Here is a 26,357-nt window from a genome sequence, read left to right as displayed (position 1 = left end):
GTATTTTCAGAAATGCCAAGGGTTGAGGCAATCTGTGAATAACCTGTTTTCCACCTTGGGATTTTGTAGCTAAAACACCTCGTATTTTTTTAATGTTATTGACTCTGATGCTGTAGTTGTTGGAGCTACAGAAGAAGTACTAACTACTCCCTCTGTTTTTTCTCCATCTTGTTTTAGTAAGATTTCAATACTATTAGCAATCTCATGAAGATCACTTGCTATTTGAAGCAATATTTGATTTTTAGACATAATTTTTTACCCCCTTTATATTGATGCGTTTTGTGGTGACAGCAAATTAATAAAATAGATTTGCCCTTTACCAGTAACCTTAGTTGTTCTTGTTACACGTATACTTCCGTCTGGGTTTGTGATAGCAGATTCTTTTACCTCAAAAATTTCCATGTCCATGCTACGTTGTGTTGGCATATTTTTTCTGCTACCACCTTTAATTAAGTAGTCATTTTGCCTTAACCATTCAAACAATCTATTTTGACCAATCTCTAAACCATTCTGCTTAAGTATTTTTGCAAGGTCACCTATCAAAATACTAGTTTTTGAAGTTTCTACTCCATTAGCAAATACTACCAACGGCTTATTTTCCTTTACCTTTTCCTCTAAGGCAACTCTTCTTTCCCTTTCTGTTTTAAGTTCCGTAAGAAGCCTTATTCCAAACTCTGGACTATTAAGAATTCCCTCTAAAACCTTTTCTGTAGCATAAACTCCATACTTTCTTATTTCCTTTAAAATTTGCTTAACTTGCTTCTTAAATTCTTTTGCAATCGGCTTTCTGCTTTGCATTAAAACCTCATAAAGACCATCTTCTGTTAGAAACCAAGCACTATAAGAATTGTTTAGAGTGCCTATTTGTATAAGTTTCTTTTCAGCATCATCAACATTATTGAGCATTACGCTTACATTTGAGTGCTCAATCCAACTAGCAACTTCATCAGCCTTAAATATTGGATTTGCTTTATCACCGTAAATCTTAAAGTCATGCCCTAACACTTGTCTTTGGTCTACAATTTGTAAGTTATTCACTTTGGCTAACCTCCTTTATAGCGACGGATTGAACTGAATCACTAGGAACTAGCACTAGCATTTTATACTGCTCACCAAGTAGGAAGTTTAAAAGTCTAGTTCTTAGTTTTAAGTCTCCGCCTTTAATTACATTTGCTTGTTTACCCTTTGGATCTGAAACATTAATAACAACTTGATGTTTTAACATATTTGCCACCTCATCTTTCTAGAGGATTTTGCACCCTCTGTATATATGCCTTGGCAGGAGGATGAGGTGGACAAAAATTTTATAGATTTTAAAAATTGTTTTTTTACAGCAATTCTTTTAGCTTTTTACGAATCCTCATAGCACTTTTTTTTACGCTATCCTCAGCAATACCTAGTATTTTTCCTACTTCAGCTTGTGACAATGGTGTTGGTGATAAATATAGCCACTCAATAATCTGTTCTTCCTTTTCTTTTAGTGTAGAAACAGCTTGTCTTACTCGTTCTTGGGTATCTTTGCTTTCTATCTTATCTAAGGTAGATTCTTCAATAGTTACTGTTTTATCTATGAAGGAATCATCCTTATCTGTAATCTCATCTAGGCTGTTATGTCTTCTTGTTTCCCTTCTGTTGTTGTCAACCTCTTCATCATCTAAGCTATGTAAGGTTTGAATCATTGCTTCAGTAACGCCGTTTTCTCCTGGCATAATTAAAACCTTGCTTCCATCCTCTCCGTAGTAAATGTAAGTACCTCTGTTATCTTTGCTGGTTTTTAAATTTCTTTGCATAATTGCATCCTTTCCGCCAGATTGCACTGGTGGCAAAGGATACAAAAATAGGGCTTATGCCTTAAAGAAGTACACAAACCCTAAAAATGAGCGCAACAAGGTAAGGTCCTTCTATTGCACCGCAACTGTTTTTATTAACAGTGCGAAACAATATGTATCCTTTGCCTTATTGCAAATCAGGCATTTGATATTTTTCACTTAAATTTTATTTCATCGAAACCTAATAATAAATTTGCATTCGTGAATTTTATCTTCTGGTAAAATATAGTATTTTGTGATATAATTTAGAAAAAAGTCTTTTACACTGAGTAAATTGAATTTTTCTAACCTCACATCTTGTTAGTAATTGTACAAAAAAAAATCCTTCCATTAAGGAAGGATTAGGAAGGGTCCGGAAAGATTCGGAATTTTAGATAAAGGAGATACAGATAATGCTTTTCAGCGAATTTGCAGACATTATGTATAAACACTGTGGAGGTACACTTCATACACATGAGTATTTTCTGCTACTTATTGATGCAATTATGGAAGATGCAGAAACTCCAGAAGACTTGAAAAGAGTTGACAATAATTCGTATAACCCATTTGAGAGACTGAAACCGGACACGCTGGACAGGCTATTTAATGGTACTAATATTATTAGCCCAAAGAAAATGCGTACCGTTAGATTCCATGCAGATAGACAAAAATTTACATGTTATGTCAATACAAGTAGATTTGATGCTCAGATAGGAATTGCTATTGAAATAAAGAAACATATTTCTAATTTTAATGACGATGACATTGGAGATTCTTGTGCGGAATTATTCATTCAGATAATTGATGACATAATTGATGGTCACGAAACATCCAGTCCTTTCATTACTGCTGCTCCACCAACCAGTAAAAAAATCAAAGAGGTACCTGCGGCTATAGTTTACTTTGATGATTCTGATGGAAAGTTGCATATAGGAGATACTACTATTTCTCTTCCTAAAGAATTACAGCCGCCAAGTAACATTGCACCAGAAGAGGAAGTTTATGTCACAAAACTTCTTGTAGCCTATACTGATGCAATAAAATCTGGATTGCTTACAAAAGAAAATCTTGAAAACTTGCCAATGAAGTATCAGCGAAATTTCAAGGAACAACGTATCAACTATTATAGTGCTATGCGAATCGACAGATTTGCCAGAGAGTCTATTGTCGATGGTGAAGAACAATTCAGCAAATGGAAATCTGACACATACGATTACATCAGTGATACTCTATGGGATGATTATGATGACGGATATCGTAGACTAATATCTGTATTAAAAAAAGTAATTGACAGCTCCACTACTTCTATACTGGACAATTTTAAAAACCTCATAGGACCAAAAGAAAAGAAAGGCGTTTGTCATCTGTTGGCAAGCGATGGGCCAATCCATTGGGTAACTGAAAATGAGTAAAGTATTTAATTCTACTTTGGAAATCTCACTGCGCACACTATTAATCTTATACGTTGATGGAAATAATGGAAAAAACCTAGATTCGATTGTTACTGCTGACTTCATTAACATATATGCCAAAGACTTTGGTATTTCCGACACTAATCTTCACGGTAATAACGAGTTTAGCTTTGCAGAATATGCTGCTCGTAGAAGTCAGGTACAAGATGCCATTAAATCTTTAGTAATAGATAGACTAATATCTGTTTCTGACCAGGACGATGGTTTTCATTACACAATCTCTGAACTCGGTAAACAATTATGTTCATCTATGACTACTGAATATTCGAAGGCATATCTAATGACTGCTTATAAAACAATTGATTTTATGAGAAATAAAAATGAGCGAAAACTCATCGCTCTAATAAGTAAAGAAGCCGTTAAGGCAATTCAAAGGAGGTAACCGCATGGCATCATTTTATATAGAACGAATTGTTGCTACTGGTCCAAACAGAACTCCGTCTGTCGTTACCTTTAAACCTGGATTAAATATTATCTGTGGTGCTTCAGACACCGGGAAAACAGCCATTTTGAAGTCAATTAAATTTATTTTCGGTGGGGACAAACCATTCCCTAAAGAAACAGGGTTCGATAACATCACTATGAAAGTAGCTATATTAAACGGTTTTATAACTTTTGAGCGTAAACTCGGAAAAAACACAGTAAATGTCATATCTAAAGTCGACTTCATTAATAGCGGTGAATATGACATCGAATATAACGATAAAGAAGGCAATAAACATCCAGTTATTAACTCTGTTTGGTTAAAACTCATTGGTATAAATCGTGTACCAATGATTATCAAAAATAAAGACTTTGTAAGAAGACATTTAAAATGGACTACCTTCCTTCGTTCTTTCTATTTAAATGAAGATGATATAGGTACATCTGAATCAATAATACTTCCATCACAAAACACTGCTGCACCTTTATTTTTATCAGCACTTGTCTTTTTATTTAAAGGACAAGATTTCGCAGATATAGACGTTCAAGAAAATGTAGCAATTTCAGCAGCCCGAAAAAATGCTGTAGAAACATTTGTAAACAACCACGTTTCTATAGTATCCAAAAAACGCAATATACTTCAAGAAGAACTCAAAGCATTTGATTGTGTTGATATAGAATCTGAAATTCAGTGTCTTGTAGATAAACTTTCTGATTCAGAAGGTGCTATCACTGCTGCTACTGAAGAAAGCAAAGATTTACTTGGCACATTATTGGAATATAAGGAAAAAGAGGCTGAGTGCCAGATGATTTACTCCCGCTACCAGTCACTTAAATCCCAATATATTTCTGATATTCAACGCTTGACCTTTATTACTGAAGGAGAATCTTTGATGAAAGATGTTCCTTCAAATGATAAATGTCCATTTTGTGATAGTGCTATTACTCCCAAAAGCAGGAAATCTTATATTGAAGCATCTCGTTCAGAATTAGCAAGAATCATTTCCCAATTACAAGGGTTGAACGAAAGTGAGTCTGACATTATTTCAGCGCTGAATGAAGTTCGTAGCAAATTAGAAAAACTCGGAAATCGTCGTTCTGAAATTGAACTGTTAATTGAAGAAGAATTAACCCCTCATTTAAATGAACTTAAAGCTGCAATAGCAAAATATCGCACTTATATACAATTGCAAAACAAAATTGAAGTTTTACATACAGTTTCCCAAGACTTGCAAGCTACTCTTATAGAAGAGCCTGAAACACCAAAAGAAAAAATAGTCTTTAGGCCAAAAGACCACTTTCCTAAAGGCTTCAATTCCAAGATGGATGAATATGCGTATAACCTTTTGGAGGAATGTCAGTATCAAGGTCTTAATGCTGTACATTTCAATTTAGGGAGATTTGATTTAGAAGTTAATGGAGAATGTAAATCAGAAAGCCATGGTAAAGGATACCGTGCTTTCATAAATACCGTCCTTGGTTTGGTATTCAGACACTATTATATTAATGATGCTATATATAACCCTGGATTATTCATGGTAGACACTCCACTTCTTGGCTTAGATCAAGGAGTAGATGATCAAAATCCAGAAAGCATGAAAAAAGGATTGCTCCAATATTTCATTAAGCATCAATCGGAAGGCCAAACCATTATTGTAGAAAATTCAAAAGATCTTCCTGATATTGATTATGAATCAGCGGGAGCTAAAGTCATTGAGTTTACTCATGATAATTATGTAAGCAAGTATAAAGAAAGTCGATACGGTTTTCTTATTGGGGTTGTTGGTAAAGAAAATGCTTAATTATATGCAATTCTCGGCTAGACAAGGAGGTATCAATAATGCGTATTAGTTATAACAAACTATGGAAAATGCTGATAGATAAAAATATGAATAAACAGGATTTAAAAAATGCAAGTGGAATAAGTTCTGCATCAATTGCAAAGTTAGGTAAAGGTGATAATATCACTACAGATGTACTACTTCGAATTTGCAAAGCACTTAATTGCGATATCTCAGATATTATGGAAATCACTCAATAAAATGCAGAATAAGTATTTATTATAAGATAAATAAGCCTACTCAGCTATCAATATTGGCTGGGTAGGCATTTTTTTTACATCAGTTTTTATCTCTATAAATCCACTACACTAAATTTTAATAATAGTGCCTAACTTAGAATTATAAGTATACTGTTCTATTTTATAGGATTCTTTATTGCAGTTACAAATGCAACTATCGCTGATTGTCCTTTTAGTTTTCTCCTTCACCTATTTGAAATATTTTTATCAGTGCCTTCCTTTGCTGTTTTGTATCCTCTATTTCACTTTATATCTAAAAAACCCTAGGTGGAAAAAATTCGCATCCAGAGTTTCTTGTGGACGAGACTCACTTGCTACTGAATTTCTGTAGCAAGTTTTACATTTATTTACAAATACCTGCCCCTTTGTGAGGACATGCTTTATGGACTCACCTGCTAAATACGATTGATAATAGGCAAAAATACTGCGATACAGACTCTTGCCAAAAGCCAAAATGTACGAAATTCAAGAAAGACAGCAAGAAGCAAAAAAAAGAAAAAAGGATAAATAAAAAATACCCACCAAGCCAATTTTTCAGCTTAACGAGTATATATGTTTTTTACTAAAATCCCAACACAGGCTTCAGCACTATCAACGATGACACCCTTAACCTAAAATCCTTGGCTACCGCCAAGTCTTTTTTGTTTCTATTCTTTTTCAAACCTCCCAACGTTTCTATGGAGCTGCGCATTTATTTTTTAATACTTTTATTTTTACATCCTTTTACAAGTGCCTGCCACGCTAGTGAGGAGGCTTACCGACGAACTTGCTACAATTCTGTACTATATTTTTTTAGTACCATAACAATAGCTTCCTACTACTCTCTCAATCTATTATAAAATACTATTAATTAATGTGTTACCATTTTAAATTATTAATTTCCATAATAATGCATTATATGATATAATTTTTAATGTATTATTAGCAAATCTTGTTAATATTTAAACATTGAGGTATATAAACTTTTTAGTGGAAGGAGATAATTAATTTTGAATATTCTAAATCAGCCTTATGAAGGTGCATTAGGTGACATACTTATTAATTACTTACAGTCTGAAAATAATTCCTTTGATATGGTTTCTGCATATGCAAAACTTAGTGGTGTTTTACGTTTAAAGCCTTCGCTGCTAACATTTAAATCAAATGGTGGTAGTATAAGAGCATTTATTGGAATTGATCAAAGAAACACTTCATTTGAAGCTTTGGTAGAACTTTACAACATTTGCGATGAACTTTATGTGGTACATTCAGAAAACTTCTCCCATACATTTCATCATAAAATCTACACATTCTACTCCGAATATAATGCTTGGGTTGCAATAGGCTCAAATAACATGACAGGGGGTGGACTTTGGACAAACTATGAAACTAGCATGATTTTTAACTATGACCTTACAAACTATTATAACAATCTTGAGTTTAATAAAGTTATAACTCTACTAAACTGCTATTCTCAAGAAAATTATCCATGTTCTATAAAAATATCTAATCTTGATATCATTGATCTTTTACTTAAAGAAGAATATATATTAAAAGAAGCTACTATCAATGCAGGTATAGGTAGTTCTAGACGTACCACTTCAAACGGGGTCCATACTAAACTTTTTGGATCTGAACTTTTTAAAGCTCCGCCATTACCAAGTAGCCCTATACAACAAAGCAACCCTCTACAAAACAATATTATCTCAGAAAATTCACCAATTTATTTATCACCAAATTCTGTACAAACTACTGCACCAACATCATCAATATTCAATCCTGTACCCCCAACTTTTGAATCATGTGAATCTTTCTGGTTTGAAATGCGAGCTTCCACTGGTGGCTCAAAAAACATCCTTGATTTATCAATGTCTGGTAGAATAATGGGAGGAACAGCTACTGGAACACGTTATGAAATGACTCAACAAAATCACATGCATGGAGGTGTTTTATTTTTTGACGTAAATCCTACTTCCAATTCTAAAGGAAAAAATATAACTATAAATTTCGAGGGTATTGACTATTATCCTAGTACTATATTATTCGCAGATAATAATGGTTCTTTTAGATTACAACTTAAAGGTCCTAACCCTGAAAATACACATGCTCTTTCAGAATTTGGTCGGACAAGGTTTAAAAACAATATATTAGTGTTTAAAAAAGTTTCAACAGATTATTATATTCTTTCAGTAGTTGGCGGAACACAAATAAGTACTTTAAGAGCAAATAGTCAAGTATATGCTTGTAACGGAAATAGTAAAACATCAAAACAATATGGTTTGTTATCAAAGGATTTTTAATAAATGGCAGTGTGCAATTATGCACCTGCCATTCTACATTTAAGCTCCGTTCATAAATATTTGAATTATCGAAATTTTCATAAAATAGAAGTGCTATTATTACTATATCTGTTAAGGAGTGACTTTCATTGGTATTTGCTATATGGTAAAAAACCTTTCAACCTGTTCTTCTGTGTAAAAATTAGAAAATTTTTTAACGATAATCCTTAATGTGTGCAACTCTATTTTGTAGGCTTTTGAAACCAAAATATCTATTTCACTCATAACTTTTTTCTTATTAATACACTTACTGTATATGCTAATTGGTTTATATTCTATCTTTGTAAATAGTTTTAATAACCTTTCATCATTATGCAATAATGTAAATATACTATCAAATATATGCTGTTTAATAGTCTTAGTAGCATTATTAAAAAGTATTGTTTCTTCAAAAGCCATAACTTCTGGAACAGGAATCTGTTTTATAATTGTTTGAGTTAAATCAATGCTAGAAAGTTTTAATCGTACAAAATAATCAAATACAACTGAGTTAAATAGGGCTAGCATTAATAATAGATTTTCTGAATTTTCAGTTTGCAAAAGCTGAATAGATTGACATGTCGGAATATGTGGCAATATCGTCGCTATCGTCGTTCGTGTATTGGTACTAGACGTTAAACTTCTCCACATCAATGAATACTCCTCCTCATATCTTTTTGATATTGAACTCCAGAACTCTTTTTCGATATAATATCTTGAAAGTGGTAATTCTTTTTCATGAACATTTTTTTCTGAATCAATTCTACGAGAAGATGCCTTATTACGATATTTCTCTTCTTCTGTCATATCTTTAAATGTTGAAAATCTACCATCATACTGTTCAATGAATTTCCCTTCATATATGGGCAGGTTATCATCAGTAGCTTCTTTTGAAATAGCTTTAGCATGAGCTGTTAGATGTACAATTCTACCAAATCTACACTCTGAAAACACTTGCTCAAATCGCGGGTATTTATTGTATGCTTTTATCAAAAAATCAACATCTGCCTTATTGGTTATATTAGGCAAAAGACCTGTTTCTGGATTTAATTTTAACAATATTTCCGCGTCTGTTTGAATCATTTCAGCCGACAACATTTCTTTTATATCAATGAGCCCCATAGCTAACTCAAAGGAATTCTTTCCGTATTTTTCAAAAATAATAACACAAAATTTTTCTCTTGAGTCTATATTGAAAATTTTATTTTTATTGTCAAAGCAATGTATTGAGCGAATTAAATTTGAAGAATTAAAATAGTTAAACAATTTACTGTTATTAGACGATGTAACTATTGCACCTTTCAAAACAAGAGCTGAAAGTCCATTCTGTTTTAAAATTGCTGTAGATAATTCAGCAAACAGTGCGTAAGTATTAAGTTCTCCACTCAATGAAAACTGTAATGACTTATTTTTTGCAATAATTTTTTTTATATTTAAATAATCAGAAGCAATATTTGAGTAGTATTCATACACATATGGCAATTCTTCTTCTAATTTATTTATTGCTGCCAACCTATGATTTTTTTGTGCAATCTCCGAAATTGGCGCATAAATGCTTTTAAAAAACTTTTTTTCTTCTAGTCTAATCTTTTCCCAAGGTGGGTTTCCAAGCACAATATCAAACTTTTGTGCCTTCAATATCTCTTCAAGATTAATTCCCATGTTTTCATTGTATATTCTAGATAATGCCGCAAGTTCTATTTTTTCATCGACATCATAGCATTTTTTATTAAATATTAGTGGATTCCCTATAATAAATTGCGATATTATTTGTTGTACACTATTTATATTGCCTGAACATTTAAAAAGGTTAACAAGCGTTAATTGTATTGCAATTGGATCAACATCAATTCCCCACATATTATTGATTATTCTTAAACAATATTCAGGCGATTGTGATATGTATCTTGAAACATAATCTAATACCGCGCAGAAAAAGTCCCCCGCACCACATGATAAATCAATAATCTTTGCATCTGTTATTAATGCCTTAACACAGTTTTGACTATCAATATCTAAATCATTACAAGAAAAGTTTTTTATACCTATGTTTTTTTCTATAAATCCATCCATTGTCTTTCTTGTTATATTTATTGCAAATTCTTTTGGAGTATAGTACGAACCTATTACATTTCTCGAATTCTTGTCGGTATGCATTTCAACGATATTTTCATTGATTTTTAAATCATATGTTAAAATATGCTGATACAAAGCTACTGCATCATTCTCCTCATTATTTGTATTCTGAAATACAAAGTATAATCCTTGGTCAAGCTCGCTTTGATAATGTTCATAATATTCTAAGATACCATCACTTATCAAGCCTAATGAATGCATCTCATGTATAGCCAATTCTATTGTACTATTAAGTGAATCAGTATCCCTCTTTAACTCTCTATAATTTATAATAGAAAATGTTAAATAAGTAATCTTAAATTGAGTACTTTTTACCAATTCAATATTTTCATACTCCTGTTTCAATATATTTGATATTAGCATGGGTATTGCTTTAATTAAAGCTTCTATTGTTTTCAAAATTCAACCTCTTCCTATTTGATAAATTTTAATACTTTTGTATCTACTTCATATTTTAGAAATGGATTATCACGAAAAGCAGTTTTATGATACTCATTAAAACCAGTTTCAATCCATGTTAACAGTTCGTTTGCATCATTTTTACAAATACCACAGTGTTGCACTATATCAGCCTTACTAACCGATTTATACTCAACTCCGTTTTCAGGGCTGTACTTTACTAAGGTAAGCACTATCCTATGCATTATAAAACACTTATATTTTTTTATTATTCGATTAAGGTTATCAATATTTTTTTGTAAAAAAGCACATACCATAGTTGGGTTATATGTATATTCGTCTGCTAAAAATTCTAAAATACCATCACATCCTAAAGATGTTTTTGAACTTCTAGTACGCTTCAATTCGCAATTTATATTTAAAAGCCCATCAATTTGTATATCTAAATTATCTATAGAAGCAATGTCTATATTATTCGAAACGGCAAATGCACATATTCCTACTTCTTCTTTAATTTTATTAAGTTCCATTTTTGAAAAACTATACGCATTCATTATTTCACAGTCTATTTCATACTCCAATTTCAATCGTTCTAACTCAGTACTAACATCATCAAGAAAGTCATTCATAGCCAACTGTTTTATTGACTTCATACCATTATGGCTATTTAATTCCTTATATTCAAAATTAGTAGGTCTTTTATATAAAAAATTATTTTTAAACTCACAACAACGTTTTGCTGAAGAAGCTAAAGATGATGAATTAATTAATTTATTTACTGTTGGTATCTTAGAAATATATCCTGCTGCAATTGTTAATTTAGGACATATAATTTTAAGGTAATAAGAATATAGTCTAGAGTTTAGCAAGGCAATATGTGTATACTTATTTCCATCACTAATTCGTATTCCAGGACCAGATGCAACAAATAATTGATTTTTTTGTAGTAATCTAACATTCAAACCAGAAGTACCTGTATCACTGAATACCAACTCAGTACAATCAAAATATTTCACATTTCGCATTGCAGATCCTTTTGTTTCTTTAATATATTCTCCGTTTTTGCCCCATTTTAACTTGTAACGATTTAATCCATTCCATCTACTATATCCACCGCCTTTGCTAACTAACGTCCATTCTTCATCAGAAAAGTGGTTCCAAAAATAATCTATAAGCTCTGCAGCGTTACCAGTTGATGTACCTTGCATAGGAGTCGCAAAGTCACCATATATCGGAAGTTTACTGAAAGCCTCTTTAATTTTGCCTGTACTTAAAAAATCTAATCTATAATTTTTATTCTTCAAAAAATCTCTTTGTACAAATCTGCTCTTATAATTCTTTGTTTCCTCACTAAAAGACAATACTGATTCTTTAAATGCTAGTGTTTCATTTTTAATCCCAATAAATTCTAATTCATTGACTCCTTTTAAGTTATTTTCAAGTGTTACAAGTGCAACACTTGCTTTTTCTCCATTAAGATCATAAAAAGAATTGGATCCTAATTCAACAATTGAGTCAATAGCATAGTTTTCAATAATTTGCTTTCTCAAATCAGTAAAACTATCTAAAAACATCCAACTATTTTGAGTTACGACACCACACTTTCCTGCTACATTCAAATGCGTAAGTATTTGTTCTAAAAAAGCATTACACACATCACATTTAGATAATGGATATTTTGCTTTTAAATATTCTTTCAAATCTCGATTCATTCCCTTAACAGTTTGAAATGGCGGGTTTGTTACAATATATTTTGATTCTCTTAAAACATCACTGAGTAACAATAGTTCTTTTGTATAGGTATTTTGTATTGTATGTATATCTACTGCTACATCTAAAAAGCCTAAAATATTTTCATTTGCAGAAAAATATATATTTGTGTTCAGAGTATTCCATATTTCAATATCAATAGATATGCCATGACTTAATAATATAGACAAGACTTTTAGCCTTAAGTTAATGGATGAAATTATCGCAATTTCTGCATCTAAATCATACCCTAATAATCTATTCAAAGCCTCTTGTGTGATTTTTAAAATATCTTTTTGTTTTGTTTTTGATGAAATTTTGCTATCACAAATCACATCAAGTGCATATAATAAAAAATTACCTCCACCACAGGCCGGATCTAATATTTTTTCATTGTCTTTCGTAATCTCAAGTTTATCAATTAAATATGTAAGCATATATTTTTCTGTAAAAAACTGAGTATTTGCAAATTTCTCATTTCCTAATGGTTTGTTTAGATATTGATATGTCCAAGAAATCATATCATCTAAACAATATTTATGTTTTTTGATAATTGGATAAAATTCTTTTGAGATATATGCTATGGCCCATTGTTTACTCACTTTCGTAAAATATTTTGAATTAAAATAATATTTATTGATTAAAGATTGCACTTCTACACTGTCAAAATCAACTTCTATTTTTTCATTACCACTGCTCAAATAGTACTGCAATAATGTTGATGCTAATGAAACTACTATGTACTTTCGCATTTCTTCATTGTCAAAATTACCCTTCTTTAAATTTTTAACTATATCATTTAATAATCTTTTTATATCTGTTCTAGCCAATCTAATAGGATTAGCACCAGTTTTAGTTGTAATAATTTCAGCTGCTTGTTCTTTATATCTAGCGTCATTTGGTTTTTTAGAATTTAGAGGAACCACCCACATATTTCCTATTCTTTTGGCATCACGAACTCTTCCTTCAGAGCATAAAATCTGCACACGTCTTTTAGAAAGATTCCATTCACTTGCTATTTCTGATGCAGAAATGTACTCCATAATTATACCTCCCCTTATGATGATTCATAATATCTATTATATTCTTTTTTACGAATAATATCAATACTTTTTCTCATCATTACCAGGTTTTTAAAAATACATTTGCCTCTCAATGTTGCTACCTATTCCCCCTATACAATTTCGCAAATCTCTATACCTTAACGCAAATCCCCTTAGTTCTGCGTATTTATTAGCCCCCCCTAAATCAAAAATTCCCCCAAACTCTCGTCTGAGGGAACGTAAAACACACTTCAATTTTTATCTTAAATCCTCTAAACCCTTTGCTACCAGCCTATTCTCTCTCTATCCTAACCACGCACTCCACATGTGCTGTTTGCGGAAATATATGTTCAGCCCAAACATATCTAAATTTTCTTTAAAAATACTTATAATCTCTTTTATATTAAATACTATATATTGTATAATATAATTAAAACGCTTCCAAATGCATGCTAGAAAGGAGATTTAGTGTTATGTTTTATGAAAAAATACATGCGAAAAATGTGGACTTAGTACTTACCAATAATGAATATGGGTATAAAGAAGTGGTTGATAGTTTCGCAAATAGCTCACATATAATTATTATTACCTACAGTATTCATAAAGATTTACTAGCACAACTTTACAAGTTAGATAAAGATAAAAGTATTATTATTGTAACAAATATACCTGCAAGGTTTGAAAAATATAATTCTGAAACTCAAAAAGCTAATGCAAGAAAGCAAATAAGCATAACTGAACATATTCTTGACACCTCTAAATTTAAAGCTTTCACTACAACATTTTTTAATTTTAACAATCATTCAAAAATAATTATCTCAGATTCAGTGGCATATATTGGCTCACAAAACTTTTATGGTTCAACTAGTTGGGAATGTGGCACTTTAATTAGATCTAAGTCAGAAATAAATGAAATTAAAGACAAATTTATTAATGAAATCTTAGATTGTTCAATACCATACAACTACAAATACGACCTATCACATTTAGATGACATTTTGGAACTTCTCAAAAGACTTCATAGTACGCTTGAGGAATATCTAGAAATTGCTCACTCTGAGTATTGGGATTGTGGAATACATGCTGAATTTGTGATATTTAAAAAACATACTTTATTGAATATTACAGATATTCTCTTAAATCTAAATAGTATTATAGCCAGATCTGATACTCCAACTACAATTAGAAATATAGTTAATTCTTTCTCTTACATTTTTTATAAAAGCTTAGGAAATAGACTGAATATTTCTGTTATACCTACCCCCGTGACAAACATTAATACTATAGATTACTGCAATTTATTTTCCCGAATTTTAAATATCCTAAATGCTTGTGATATGTACTTCTATGAGTTCTGCCCAATCGAAAATATAGAAGATATCTCAGACTCTATAGACGGCTTAAATTGTGAAGTAGAAGACTACATTATTAATTTTTATAGGTTTCAAGAAAATAATTCCGTGCAACCAATAGATAACACTCTGGAGTAATTATTCTCTAATAAAAGTAAAGAATATATGCCTTGGTTCGGAATTATTTAACCCCTTAAATTTGTTTCTATTACGCACTTGAAAAATTAGACCATCCTCCTTATTTATAAGAGCATACACTAACCTTATCTTTCTAAAATTAATGTATAATTCCCATCGTGTGTTAGTAGAAATTTCTCTACTTTCGTCTTGATTTTGCCGGAGGAAATATTTCAATAAAGACTTTATAATTCCGCTAAAAAGTGCACACCCCACCCTAAAAATGCACACCCCTACTTCAAAAAACTCTAGGGGTGTGCATTTATTTCAATTTAATCCAAATTTTTGTGCTTAAAAGCTCAATTTCCACACTGTATTTTAATCCAAAAAACAACAAAAGCCCCTGAATTCAAGGATTTTCCATTGTATCAAAATTATTGTTTATGTATGGTGGAGGCGAGGGGTGTCGAACCCCTGTCCGAAAGCCATAACACCTAGGCATCTACGAGCGTAGCCAATACTTTAAAATTCCCTCTACTTAACCCCTACTGGCCGGGTTTATGTTTCGGTAGCTTCATATTTTCCGTTTCTGGGTCAAAGCTTTCCCAGACTCGGTTCACCGCTGTCGGCGCCCTATCCTAAGTCGCGGTAATCAAAGGTAAGACGTAGCAGAACTAAGCTGCTAGTTGTAAATTATCGTTTGCGTTTAAATTGTCCCTATAGTTTTTTACGCGGGTCCATAGGTTCCCTCGGCTCGCTTCCTCGATGCAACGTACCCCCGTCGAAACCAAGTACGCCCCCGTATTGTCAAAAGATTTAATTCAAATCTCTTGCAATGCAATAATGTGTGTATCCTATTGCATATTTATAACGCAATTTTATATTTATTTTGTTTTTGTAAATGGATTAAACTTTAGTTTTTAATGTTTTACTGCCTTGCTGTCTATGTCTTAATAATACACTATATTAGGAGCTTTATCAAGTGCTAATATTATGTATTTCTTGTGTAATAGTACTTATTATCTCATACTTTCCTTGAACTGCCTAGCCATATCTCTCTTGGCATCTTTTTCAAGCATAGCATCTCTCTTATCATAATCTTTCTTACCGCGAACAATACCAAGATTAACTTTTACTTTAGTATTTTTAAGATAAATAGATAATGGAACTAGAGTAAACCCCTTTTGTGATGTAAATCCTTGTAGTCTATTTATTTGTTCTTTATGAAGTAATAACCTTCTAACTCTTAATGGATCAGCATTAAATTGGTTTCCATTTTCATAATGACTTATATGCATATTTTTTATAAATACTTCACCGTTTATAACATCTGCATAACTATCTTTTAAATTCGCCTTTCCAGCTCTAATAGACTTTACTTCTGTACCGACAAGTTCTATTCCAGCTTCCATTGCTTCTTCTATAAAATAATCATGTCTTGCTTTTCTATTTTCCACTAGTGTTTTGTTTCCTGTTTCCTTTGCCATAACCTCACCTACTTTATTCTTATTAATATATAATTATACTCTATAACCCATTCTTTTTCAAGAAAATGTGGATTATGTTTACATGGCTGTAGATTCACAAATCGCTCTTTAAAATAATAAACAGAAGAGGCAATTAATTCTCCTCACTTGAGGAGATTAATTCTCCTACTTGAGGAGATTAATCCTTCTCAAGTGAGGAGGTTAATCCTCTTCTGTATTTTTATTTTTGAATTATTCTACAATACAGTACTTTTACTTTGTAGAATCATCTTTTATAAGTTCATCTAAATCCTTAACGGAATATTCTTCTTCCTTTTCTTCTTTATCTTCATCATCTTTAATTATATCAAAATAAACCTCATGAGAAGCTAAATCAACTTTACTAACTATGATTCTTACCTCTTCGCCCAATTTATACATGTTCTTAGTTCTCTCACCTACAAGGGTTAAATGTCTTTCATCAAAAACATAATAATCATCATCTAAGCTACTCATATGAACTAATCCTTCTATAGTATTAGGAAGTTCTACAAACAATCCGAAATTAGTTACTGAAGAAATAATACCGTCAAATTCTTGACCTATTCTTTCATTCATGTATTCTGCTTTCTTTAAATCATCTACTTCTCTTTCGGCTTCCATTGCTATTCTTTCCATATCTGAGGATTGTTTTGATGCTATCTCTACTTCTTTTCTTAATTTTTCTGTTCTTTTTTCACTTAAGCCTGCATTTATAACCTCTTTAATTATCCTATGGATCATGAGGTCTGGATATCTTCTAATTGGTGAGGTAAAGTGACAATAATATTTGGATGCCAAGCCAAAATGACCGCTACATTCTGGAGAATATTTTGCTTTCATCATAGAACGAAGTAACAATGTGCTTAGCACCATTTCTTCTTTCTCACCTTTTACTTTTGCTATTACTTCTTGAAGCATTCTAGGGTGTATCTCTTTTCCCCACTTTATAGGGTATCCTAAATTATGTGCAAATTCACTAAAATGTATTAACTTTTCTTCATCTGGATCCTCATGGATTCTATATACAAAAGGTACATTAAGCCAGAACATGTGCTCAGCTACAGTTTCATTAGCAATTAGCATAAATTCCTCAATTACTCTATTTGCAATTCCTCTTTCATAAGGAACAATGTCTACAGGTTTTCCAAATTCATTTAATAATATTTTACACTCAGTAAAGTCAAAATCTATAGCACCTCTACCCATTCTCTTTTTATTAAGAATGGCGCATAAATCTTCCATATATTTAAAATCTTCATATAAATAATCATATTTTTCCATTGTTTCTGCGTCTTTATCTCTTAGTATTTTTGTAACATCAGTATAAGTCATTCTTTCATTAGTTTTTATAATGGTCTCTACTATCTCATGATCTATAGTTTTACCAGTCTTGTCTATTTCCATAAAGCAACTAAGAGCCAACCTATCTACTTTAGGGTTTAAACTACAAACTCCATTAGATAATTTTTTAGGAAGCATTGGTATAACCCTATCAATTAAATATACTGAAGTTGCTCTATTTAGAGCTTCTATGTCCAGTGGATTTTTTTCTTTAACATAGTGAGAAACATCCGCTATATGAACACCTAAACGATAGTTGCCATTACCTAAAATCTCAATAGATACAGCGTCATCTAAATCTTTAGCATCCTCACCGTCTATAGTTACCATCTGCAGTTCTCTTAAATCTGTTCTTCGCGCATATTCTTCTTCTGGGATTTTTTCAACTATATTGTCTGCGAAGGCTTCAACTTTTGCTGGAAATTCTTCTGGCAACTTATGTTTTTTAATTATAGTTAATATGTCTATACCTTGATCCCCTTTATTTCCAAGAATCTCTACAATTCTTCCTTCAGGATTTCTTCTTTGTTCTGGCCACTCAGTTATTTCAGCTATTACTATTTGACCTGTTTTTGCACCATTTCTTTCTGCTTTAGGGATAAATATATCTTGAGCAATCCTCTTATCATCTGCTACTACAAACCCAAAGTTTTTGCTGTCATCATAAGTCCCTATTATTGTTTTATTAGATCTTTCTATTATTCTTGTAATCTCACCTTCACATTTCTTACCATTGTTTACTTCTTTTAAAATCTTTGCAAGAACTCTATCACCATTCATTGCTCCATTCACATTATCTGCTGGAATAAATATATCTGGTCTTTCCTCGTCCGCTATTACAAATCCAAAACCTCTTTGATGACCTTGGAATTTACCACTTACAATACCCATCTTCTCTGGAATACCATAATGCTCAGTGCGTGTTTTAACTATTTGACCATCTTTTTCCATTTCAGATAATAGTTTAGTAAAGTCTTTCATGTTTGCTTTTTTAATACTAAATACTTTAGATAATTCCGCTATGTTCATGGGCTTGTATGCTTGTTCTGTCATAAAGCTTATTAGTGTTTCTTTTATATCCATAAGATTTTCCTCCTATATAATTTTCTGTATTAATTTATTTTTTAAATTATTCCTGAATAATATTCATTATAGCTTTAGTTTTAACTAATTATTATGGTTAATTATAACTCTAATTCTATATTTGTTACTTTTATTATAATCCAAAAAATACATCTAGTATATACTATATGATTATATACTTCCCCATTTCCCAATAAAAAATGCCCACATTAAATAGTTTTATTTAATGTGAGCGTTTTGTCGTAATACTATGTATAAACATTTCTTCTCAGAAATCGACTTTTTTTGCAAAATAAAACAGCCCTTGGGGTTGGGCTGTTTTATAATAAATAAAAAGGGGGCTATTTATCTCTCTATTTATCTTTACTCTTTAATTATATTAAACTTAACTAAAGTTTGCAAGGTTTTTTTGAGATTTTATTGTAAATATTTTTTAAAATGGCGACATTTTATTCATATTTTATTCATTTTAACCCTATATTATTATATTATAAAATGTCATTAAACCTGTTTTAATGAGTTTATTTCTTCTTCTGATAATTCTCGATATTGTCCTTCTGATAAACTTTCATCTAATTTTAATGGTCCAAAACTAATTCTTCTTAAAAATACAACTTTTTTATTTACACTTTCAAACATTCTTTTTACCTGATGAAATTTACCTTCCTGAATAGTAACCATTACTTCTGATCCATTCTCATTTGCACTTAATACTTCTAGTATTGCTGGCATACATTTATATCCGTCATCTATTACAACACCATTCTTAAAGGTGAAAATATCCTTTTCATCTATAAATTTATTAATTTCAGCATAATACACTTTATCTACATGATTCTTAGGTGCTATTAATTTATGATTTAACTCCCCATCATTAGTAATTAGTAGTAATCCCACTGTATCTTTATCAAGCCTGCCTATAGGGAATGGCTTAAAGGAATGGTACTGCTCATCTAACAAATCAATTACAGTTTCATCATGATTATCTACGGTAGCAGAAACAACACCCGCTGGCTTATTCATAATTAAATATATGTGTTTCCTATATTTAATTTCTTCACCAGATACCTTTATTACAGCCTTATCCGGATCAATCTTCATAGCACTATCTGAAGCTATAATTCCATCAATCTCTACTTTTCCTTTTTTTAATAATCCCTTTACTTCTTTTCTTGTTCCATGACCTAAATTTGACAATACTTTGTCTATTCTTTCCATATAAATTCATCTCCTCAACTGTTTCTTAAAACCAATAGTAAAACATATAAAATAATTATTATATACAATTATTATAAACCCTTTTCTCATAAAAAAAACAGCCTTGAAAAGCTGTTTTAACTTTATTCTAATACTTCTATCTCCATTATATCATAATCTTCATATGAAATACTCTTATAAAAGTTTTTTGATAATACCAGCACTTTATACATTCCTTTAGTAAAGGGCATAAATGTATAATCATTTTTCTTGCTAAATCTTTGTGCTAAGGTCCATTCCTCCTTTTCCATAAGATAAAACTCATATACCACATCTCTGCCTCCCAGGTTTTCCGTTACAAATGTTATTGCTTCATTGGTCTTAAAATTTGTCTTATTGCATAAAATCCTTGTATCTGTTATAGGTAATGTCTCATGTACTTGTATTTTTATTTCCTTCATACAATCATATGCCTCTATGCTAGCTTTATTTTTCGCCCTAAGCTCTATTAAATAAGTTCCACTAGATTTTGGTTTAAGCTCGTAATTCTTATGCTGCACAAAGTTTGTTTGTTCCACTAAATGACCATTTATTTTCAGAATATAATTCACAAGGGTATTTCTTGTGTTTTCAGATATTACCTCCAGTGCAATAGTATCCCCTACCATATAATATTCTCGTGTGGGCATTAAAACATAGTCTATTTTAGCTGGAATACATACTAAAGCCTCAATATATACCACTGCGTGGCAATCAAATTCTCTTTTAGAATATTTGTCTTTTACTCTTACCTCTAATTTGAATTTGCCGCTTTTTCCTGGAGTAAAATCTACAAAGTCATGTGTTCCAAATTCAATTCTTTCTATTTCACTATCATCTTCAAAAATTGAAAAACCATATCTTAAAGAAGTTCCTCCCGTTGCTTTAACTTTTACATGAACAACTTCATTTATTAGTACAGGATTTTTCTTATCCAAAATTATATCATCAATAATAACATTTGTATTCCCTATATCATCAATCATAAAGTCTAAACAAACACTCTTCTCATATTCTCCTTCAAAAGATGAGTCCTTAACCCACAAGCAAGCTTTATATTCTCCTGCTTCACTTGGTGTCCATATATAATTATTTTTTCTAATATAACCTGAGTCCTCTAGGCACTTTCCATTGATTTTAAATTTGTACAATAATTCTTTCCCACCTCTAGCAATACATCTCAAATTAATAGGAGTATCGCGTAGTTGTGGAGAACTTAAATCACTAGTAAAACTTTGTATATCTATTTCTTCATAAGGCTTTACGGTATAATGAATCAATGCTCTGTCATCAAACTCATGAAGTGAATACATATCCTTTGCCATGCATAATAGCTTATAATTACCCATATCTTCTTCAACATAACTAACTAATTTTTTAGTTGAATAATCTTGTATGCATTTACTATCCCCCTCAGGATTAATTTTTACAAATTTGTATAAAATCATTCTGCTGTCCTCATGGCTTACCTCTACGTCAAAAACTAGTTCCCTGCCTGAAAGCAAATCTTCGGTCAAGCATTTAAATTTCATAATTTCTAAGGATTGCACAGATTTTACATTGAATTGTATTTTCATAAAGTCATCAAAAATATTTTTAGAATCTAAATTCTTGCATTCTACCAAAAATTCTTGCTCTCCAGAATATTTTGAAGCCCAAGTCATTACATTTTCTGATGAATAATCCTTTATAAGTAACCAATTTCCATTTTTACGTATCCAATACCTATACATAATAGGAACCTGCTTTGCCTCTACTGTTAAGGTGATTTTTTCACCTACCATTATTTCTTTTTTGTCTATGTAAATATCACTTATTAACTTTTCGTAAAAATTACCGACTACATATTCGGTTTTCGACATAAAATCAAAAGCTTTTTTGCTTTCTTTTCTTTTAGCTTGTACCATTATTGAATACTTAGCATCTGCTTCTGGTTTCCATACAACGGAAGTAGTTGCACTTAATTCCTTTAAAGTAGTCCACGTCCCCTCCATTCCTATAAGAAATTTATAATCCAGATTATCCTCTATTTCATTTTCAATACTTACTACAATTTCTTTATGTTTTTCCTCAGGATTTTCTATGTTAAACAATATATTCATTTCATTCACTCAAGTTCACCTACCTTTATAAATAAGCTACACAATTGATTTTTTTAAATCTTCCTCTATATTGGTATATTATACTATGATTCCATAATTTGTAACAGCATTTACTTTCTTTTTTTTCTTTTATTTAATGACATAAATACTTATGATTTTAATTTAAAATAACAATATTACAAATTTTATAATTTTTTATGGTAGTGATATTGTTATTATAATATTTATTAATAGGGTAAAACTATTATAAACGTAAATTCTTTTTAATAATTGTTGAAAGGAGAGATATTATGACCCACGAAAAACTAGATCATTATAATCCAAATTATCCTTACGAAAAAGAAGACATAACTATTGATAAAAGCAATAAGGCTGGTTATCCTATGCTAGAGCAGGTGAATAACGCTTCACTATATCCTGAATCTATCAAAGACAACATCGATATGAAAGATATGAATACCGCAGATTAATTGTTCACTTGAAAATTTTAGAGGACTAAACAATTATGAATTGTTTAGTCCTCTAAAATAACCTTTAACATAGCTAATAGCCGCAGTTACTAGCTATGTTTATATATTTCAAATGTTATATAGCAATCATTTTACTGCTATGATTGTGCTTTTAAAATCAATTTAATTAAATTGTGATAAAGCCTTTCATCATCTTCTGATGTTCTTTTTTTAGGACCAAAGGTTTTACCTCCACTACGTCTTACTTTACCAGACATATGCCTTTCAAATAATAGCTTATCAATGTTATCATCATCATAGATATGTCCTTTAGGTCCCATAGCATAGGCTCCTTTAGCTAAAACCATAGCAGCAACTCCAAAGTCTTGAGTAATTATTATATCTTTAGATTTTGCTTCATTAGCCACTTTCATATCAACACTTTGAAACCCACTATCCGCATACCTTATTTGCGCATAATCACTATTTAAAACATGATTAATGTCGCAATACATAATGAGCTCTATAGAGTGCTCTATAGCTGCTTTTTCTATTAGATTTTTTCCAGGGCACCCATCTGCATCAACAATAATTCTCATTTTTCTAAAGCCTTTTTTCTAGATCTGCTTTAATATCTTCATATCCTGATTTTCCAAGAAGAGCAAACATATTCTTCTTGTATGCTTCTACCCCTGGTTGATCAAAAGGATTGACCCCTGATAAATATCCGCTTACTGCACAAGATTTTTCAAAGAAATAAGCCATATATCCAAAATTATATGCTGTGAGTGTTGGAATATTTAAAATAATATTCGGTACATCTCCATCATTATGAGCAAGTACTGTTCCTTGGAATGCTTTTTTATTAACAAAATCCATAGTTTTACCTGCTAAAAAGTTCAATCCATCTAGATCTCCACTTTCTTCTTTTACTACCACTTCTATTCTTGGCTTTTCTACATTTATAACTGTTTCAAATATATTTCTTACACCTTCTTGAATATATTGTCCCATAGAATGTAGATCTGTAGAAAAATTAACCGCTGCTGGGAATATTCCCTTTTGATCTTTTCCTTCACTTTCGCCATAAAGCTGTTTCCACCACTCTCCAAAATATTGAAGTGCTGGCTCATAGTTAACTAAAATTTCTGTAACCTTGCCTTTTCTATATAGTGCATTTCTAGCTGCTGCATATTTATAACAATCGTTGTTATTTATATCTTCAACGCTGTATACTTCCCTAGCATCCGCTGCGCCCTTCATCATTTTATCAATGTCTATACCCGCTACTGCTATTGGAAGTAATCCTACAGGTGTTAGCACTGTAAATCTTCCGCCTATATCATCTGGAATTACAAAAGTTTCATAGCCTTCTGCATCTGCTAATTTTTTTAGAGCTCCTTTGGACTTATCCGTAGTAGCAAAAATTCTTTCTTTTGCTCCTGCTTTTCCATATTTCTTTTCTAATAGTTCTTTAAATATTCTAAAAGCAATAGCTGGCTCTGTAGTAGTTCCTGATTTTGATATTACATTCACTGAAATATCTTTTCCCTCTACAGCGTCAAGTAAATCTGCCATATATGTAGAGCTTATATTGTTTCCAGCAAAAAATATTGCCGGAGATTTTCTTTTTTCGTTTGAAAGACTGTTATAAAAGCTATGAGATAATGCTTCTATAGCAGCTCTTGCTCCTAGGTAAGATCCACCTATTCCAATTACTATTAAGACTTCAGAATTATCTCTTATTTTTTGTGCTGCCTTTTTAATTCTATCAAATTCTGATTTATCATAATTTACAGGAAGGTCTATCCAGCCTAAAAAATCATTTCCTGGGCCTGTTTTATCACTAAGCATTTTGTGCGCAGTAGATACCATTGGTTGAAAATAAGAAACTTCATGTTCACCTAAATAGGGAACTGTTTTGCTTAAATCTAAAGATAAAATCTTTTCCATTAATATTCCTCCTTGTTTGTCTCTTGAAATCAAAACAATCAATAATTGTTTTGCTCTTTATTTTTTTCATTTAGTATATAAAATCTATAAACTTTTATAAAATTGGGCGTACAACCGGTATCCCTTTAGGACAGCTAGCAGTTGCCTGGCTTATAGGTTAACTTGTTAAAATAACATACAATAATTCTAGTTTATTCGGTTAAATAAATCAAGTTTTTAAATAGAATTTAGTATTTATAACATATTATGCTACTGTAATCTGTGAAACACTATAAAATTGAATTTTTAAAAAACCTCATAATTAAATATTCAATCTACTTACTAGCTTTAGTATTTTCTGTGAATGTTTTATTTATTCTAATAATTTTTACATATATTAAATTAAAAATAATATAGGATGTACTTCATTGCATGATGTTGCATATATTAAATTATATTATTATATGAGGTGTGATTTTTTGATTATTCATGTTGTGAAAAGCGGAGAAAGTTTATATGAAATTTCTAAACTATATGGAGTTTCATATAATAAAATTGCTTCTGATAATGAACTTACAAACCCAAATGACCTTGTAGTAGGTCAAACCCTTGTAATACTTCAGGGGACGAGTTCACATAAAATCCTTCCTGGTCAATCTCTTTACATGATAGCTAAAATGTATGGTGTAACTGTTTCAAATTTAATCCATGCAAATCCTAACCTTACAAACTATACGCTAATTTATCCTGGTGAAATTATTATTATACCTCCATCTACGCAAAAATTAGGTTCCCTTGAGGTTAATGGCTATGCTCTTCCCAGTACAGATATGGATGTTCTTGTAAAAACTCTTCCTAGTCTCACTTATCTTAGTATATTTAGTTATCAGATATTAGCTAATGGGACTTTAAAAGGCATAAATGATGTTCCTTTAATCGAGGCTGCTAGAAAAGCTAAAGTAGCTCCTATGATGGTAATTACAAATTTAAAAGAGGGCGGAGGATTTGATAGTGACCTAGCCCATGTTATACTTACAGATGAAAAAATTCAAAATACACTATTGGATAACATAATTGATATATTAAAAACCAAAAATTATTATGGTTTAGCTATAGATCTAGAATATATCTACCCAGAGGATAAGCAAAACTACAATAATTTTTTACGCAAAACAGTAGACAAACTAAAACCCTTAGGCTTTATTGTTACTACCGCTTTAGCTCCTAAACCCAATGGTGATATAAAGGGATTACTTTATGAAGCTCATGATTATCCGTTCCATGGTGCAATAGCATCCCATGTTATACTTATGACTTATGAGTGGGGATATACAGCAGGTCCACCAATGGCTGTAGCTCCAATTAATGAAGTAAAAAAAATCCTTGATTATGCTGTAACAGTAATTCCAAGCAAAAAAATATTTATGGGCATACCTAATTATGGATATGATTGGACACTGCCTTATGTAAAAGGAACCAAAGCAACTGCACTGGGTAATGTAGAAGCAGTAGATCTTGCAAGAAAAGTATTTGCATCTATTCAATATGACTATACTTCTCAAGCGCCATTCTTTAACTATTACGATGCTAATGGAAAAAGACATGTAGTTTGGTTCGAAGATGCTAGGAGTATGAACGCTAAACTTAGAACAGCTAATGCATATAATTTAGGCGGAGTTAGTTACTGGACCATCGGAAAATACTTCCCTCAAGCTTGGCTGGTTCAAAATTCACTATTTGATATAAAAAAATTGCTTTAGAGGCTTTTCTTAGATTATGCTATAACGAAAAGGATATATTGCTGGAGATGCTTTCACATCGCTAATAAAT

The 26,357-nt window shown here is 31.3% G+C and carries 20 protein-coding genes and 1 other RNA gene; 8 read left to right on the top strand and 13 right to left on the bottom strand.

Annotation, left to right across the window (positions count from 1 at the left end):
• Positions 1-69: 69 nt before the first annotated feature.
• The 4 genes from G9F70_RS03390 to G9F70_RS03375 all read right to left on the bottom strand — a co-directional run bounded on the left by G9F70_RS03390 (position 70) and on the right by G9F70_RS03375 (position 1,790).
• Positions 70-249, bottom strand: a complete 180-nt coding sequence (locus tag G9F70_RS03390; protein WP_164945249.1) for a hypothetical protein — start codon at positions 247-249, stop codon at positions 70-72.
• Between the two features lie 15 nt (positions 250-264).
• The gene (locus tag G9F70_RS03385) at positions 265-1,038 is read right to left on the bottom strand and encodes a phage antirepressor (protein WP_164945248.1); all 774 of its coding nucleotides are present in this window, start codon (positions 1,036-1,038) and stop codon (positions 265-267) included.
• Positions 1,031-1,225 carry a hypothetical protein gene (locus tag G9F70_RS03380; RefSeq protein ID WP_164945247.1) on the bottom strand — a complete coding sequence of 65 codons (195 nt, stop codon included), beginning with the start codon at positions 1,223-1,225 and terminating at the stop codon, positions 1,031-1,033. Before G9F70_RS03380 ends, G9F70_RS03385 begins: the two co-directional genes overlap by 8 nt.
• A 103-nt stretch (positions 1,226-1,328) precedes the next feature.
• The gene (locus G9F70_RS03375) at positions 1,329-1,790 is read right to left on the bottom strand and encodes a sigma-70 family RNA polymerase sigma factor (protein WP_164945246.1); all 462 of its coding nucleotides are present in this window, start codon (positions 1,788-1,790) and stop codon (positions 1,329-1,331) included.
• 431 nt (positions 1,791-2,221) lie between these two features.
• Here G9F70_RS03375 and G9F70_RS03370 point away from each other — a divergent pair, with 431 nt between their 5' ends.
• The 5 genes from G9F70_RS03370 (at position 2,222) to G9F70_RS03350 (ending at position 8,062) form a co-directional block, all read left to right on the top strand.
• Positions 2,222-3,220, top strand: a complete 999-nt coding sequence (locus tag G9F70_RS03370) for an ABC-three component system protein (RefSeq protein WP_164945245.1) — start codon at positions 2,222-2,224, stop codon at positions 3,218-3,220.
• A complete protein-coding gene (locus tag G9F70_RS03365; RefSeq protein WP_164945244.1) occupies positions 3,213-3,662 on the top strand; it encodes an ABC-three component system middle component 2 in 450 nt (149 codons plus the stop codon). Before G9F70_RS03370 ends, G9F70_RS03365 begins: the two co-directional genes overlap by 8 nt.
• Before the next feature lie 4 nt (positions 3,663-3,666).
• On the top strand, positions 3,667-5,505 hold the full coding sequence (locus G9F70_RS03360; protein ID WP_164945243.1) for an ATP-binding protein: 1,839 nt from the start codon (positions 3,667-3,669) through the stop codon (positions 5,503-5,505).
• 38 nt (positions 5,506-5,543) lie between these two features.
• Complete coding sequence (locus G9F70_RS03355; protein ID WP_164945242.1) at positions 5,544-5,744, top strand: helix-turn-helix domain-containing protein; 201 nt, start codon at positions 5,544-5,546, stop codon at positions 5,742-5,744.
• A gap of 1,028 nt (positions 5,745-6,772) precedes the next feature.
• Complete coding sequence (locus tag G9F70_RS03350) at positions 6,773-8,062, top strand: phospholipase D family protein (protein WP_164945241.1); 1,290 nt, start codon at positions 6,773-6,775, stop codon at positions 8,060-8,062.
• 138 nt (positions 8,063-8,200) lie between these two features.
• Here the strand turns inward: G9F70_RS03350 and G9F70_RS03345 are convergent, their stop codons facing one another.
• A complete protein-coding gene (locus G9F70_RS03345; RefSeq protein ID WP_164945240.1) occupies positions 8,201-10,615 on the bottom strand; it encodes an Eco57I restriction-modification methylase domain-containing protein in 2,415 nt (804 codons plus the stop codon).
• Between the two features lie 14 nt (positions 10,616-10,629).
• Entirely contained in the window at positions 10,630-13,407 is a 2,778-nt protein-coding gene (locus G9F70_RS03340) for a class I SAM-dependent DNA methyltransferase (RefSeq protein WP_164945239.1), read from the bottom strand.
• 473 nt (positions 13,408-13,880) lie between these two features.
• Here G9F70_RS03340 and G9F70_RS03335 point away from each other — a divergent pair, with 473 nt between their 5' ends.
• Positions 13,881-14,897 (top strand): hypothetical protein, encoded by a 1,017-nt coding sequence (locus G9F70_RS03335; protein ID WP_164945238.1) that lies wholly within the window; start codon positions 13,881-13,883, stop codon positions 14,895-14,897.
• Between the two features lie 427 nt (positions 14,898-15,324).
• On the opposite strand, the gene ssrA is transcribed toward G9F70_RS03335, so the two are convergent.
• From ssrA to G9F70_RS03310, 5 genes are all read right to left on the bottom strand, one after another.
• Positions 15,325-15,677, bottom strand: a transfer-messenger RNA (tmRNA) gene (gene ssrA, locus G9F70_RS03330).
• Between the two features lie 218 nt (positions 15,678-15,895).
• Positions 15,896-16,363: an SsrA-binding protein SmpB gene (gene smpB, locus G9F70_RS03325; RefSeq protein ID WP_125005746.1), complete on the bottom strand. Its 468-nt coding sequence runs from the start codon at positions 16,361-16,363 to the stop codon at positions 15,896-15,898.
• A 252-nt stretch (positions 16,364-16,615) separates the two neighbouring features.
• On the bottom strand, positions 16,616-18,808 hold the full coding sequence (rnr, locus tag G9F70_RS03320) for a ribonuclease R (protein ID WP_164945237.1): 2,193 nt from the start codon (positions 18,806-18,808) through the stop codon (positions 16,616-16,618).
• A 501-nt stretch (positions 18,809-19,309) separates the two neighbouring features.
• On the bottom strand, positions 19,310-20,026 hold the full coding sequence (locus G9F70_RS03315) for a pseudouridine synthase (protein WP_164945236.1): 717 nt from the start codon (positions 20,024-20,026) through the stop codon (positions 19,310-19,312).
• A gap of 122 nt (positions 20,027-20,148) precedes the next feature.
• Positions 20,149-22,146, bottom strand: a complete 1,998-nt coding sequence (locus tag G9F70_RS03310; protein WP_224617780.1) for a triple tyrosine motif-containing protein — start codon at positions 22,144-22,146, stop codon at positions 20,149-20,151.
• Between the two features lie 290 nt (positions 22,147-22,436).
• Between G9F70_RS03310 and G9F70_RS03305 the strand changes: the two genes are divergently transcribed.
• Positions 22,437-22,616: a hypothetical protein gene (locus G9F70_RS03305; protein WP_164945234.1), complete on the top strand. Its 180-nt coding sequence runs from the start codon at positions 22,437-22,439 to the stop codon at positions 22,614-22,616.
• 137 nt (positions 22,617-22,753) lie between these two features.
• Here the strand turns inward: G9F70_RS03305 and G9F70_RS03300 are convergent, their stop codons facing one another.
• On the bottom strand, positions 22,754-23,194 hold the full coding sequence (locus tag G9F70_RS03300) for a YaiI/YqxD family protein (protein ID WP_164945233.1): 441 nt from the start codon (positions 23,192-23,194) through the stop codon (positions 22,754-22,756).
• A 4-nt stretch (positions 23,195-23,198) separates the two neighbouring features.
• Complete coding sequence (locus tag G9F70_RS03295) at positions 23,199-24,548, bottom strand: glucose-6-phosphate isomerase (protein WP_164945232.1); 1,350 nt, start codon at positions 24,546-24,548, stop codon at positions 23,199-23,201.
• A 458-nt stretch (positions 24,549-25,006) separates the two neighbouring features.
• Here G9F70_RS03295 and G9F70_RS03290 point away from each other — a divergent pair, with 458 nt between their 5' ends.
• Positions 25,007-26,287 carry a LysM peptidoglycan-binding domain-containing protein gene (locus tag G9F70_RS03290; protein WP_164945231.1) on the top strand — a complete coding sequence of 427 codons (1,281 nt, stop codon included), beginning with the start codon at positions 25,007-25,009 and terminating at the stop codon, positions 26,285-26,287.
• Positions 26,288-26,357 lie beyond the last annotated feature (70 nt).

This window comes from Clostridium sp. FP1, assembly GCF_011065975.2.
Taxonomy (GTDB): Bacteria; Bacillota; Clostridia; order Clostridiales; family Clostridiaceae; genus Clostridium_AD; species Clostridium_AD tagluense.
Note: the sequence above shows the minus strand (reverse complement) of the source record. Positions and strands in the feature narration are given on the sequence as shown.

Bases quoted from the DNA above. Each gene is read 5' to 3' on its own strand.
- G9F70_RS03310 (WP_224617780.1), bottom strand. From the start codon at position 22,146: ATGAATATATTGTTTAACATAGAAAATCCTGAGGAAAAACATAAAGAA.
- G9F70_RS03295 (WP_164945232.1), bottom strand. From the start codon at position 24,548: ATGGAAAAGATTTTATCTTTAGATTTAAGCAAAACAGTTCCCTATTTA.
- G9F70_RS03365 (WP_164945244.1), top strand. From the start codon at position 3,213: ATGAGTAAAGTATTTAATTCTACTTTGGAAATCTCACTGCGCACACTA.
- rnr (WP_164945237.1), bottom strand. From the start codon at position 18,808: ATGGATATAAAAGAAACACTAATAAGCTTTATGACAGAACAAGCATAC.
- G9F70_RS03380 (WP_164945247.1), bottom strand. From the start codon at position 1,225: ATGTTAAAACATCAAGTTGTTATTAATGTTTCAGATCCAAAGGGTAAA.
- G9F70_RS03300 (WP_164945233.1), bottom strand. From the start codon at position 23,194: ATGAGAATTATTGTTGATGCAGATGGGTGCCCTGGAAAAAATCTAATA.
- G9F70_RS03335 (WP_164945238.1), top strand. From the start codon at position 13,881: ATGTTTTATGAAAAAATACATGCGAAAAATGTGGACTTAGTACTTACC.
- smpB (WP_125005746.1), bottom strand. From the start codon at position 16,363: ATGGCAAAGGAAACAGGAAACAAAACACTAGTGGAAAATAGAAAAGCA.
- G9F70_RS03315 (WP_164945236.1), bottom strand. From the start codon at position 20,026: ATGGAAAGAATAGACAAAGTATTGTCAAATTTAGGTCATGGAACAAGA.
- G9F70_RS03355 (WP_164945242.1), top strand. From the start codon at position 5,544: ATGCGTATTAGTTATAACAAACTATGGAAAATGCTGATAGATAAAAAT.
- G9F70_RS03360 (WP_164945243.1), top strand. From the start codon at position 3,667: ATGGCATCATTTTATATAGAACGAATTGTTGCTACTGGTCCAAACAGA.
- G9F70_RS03375 (WP_164945246.1), bottom strand. From the start codon at position 1,790: ATGCAAAGAAATTTAAAAACCAGCAAAGATAACAGAGGTACTTACATT.
- G9F70_RS03340 (WP_164945239.1), bottom strand. From the start codon at position 13,407: ATGGAGTACATTTCTGCATCAGAAATAGCAAGTGAATGGAATCTTTCT.
- G9F70_RS03305 (WP_164945234.1), top strand. From the start codon at position 22,437: ATGACCCACGAAAAACTAGATCATTATAATCCAAATTATCCTTACGAA.
- G9F70_RS03390 (WP_164945249.1), bottom strand. From the start codon at position 249: ATGTCTAAAAATCAAATATTGCTTCAAATAGCAAGTGATCTTCATGAG.
- G9F70_RS03370 (WP_164945245.1), top strand. From the start codon at position 2,222: ATGCTTTTCAGCGAATTTGCAGACATTATGTATAAACACTGTGGAGGT.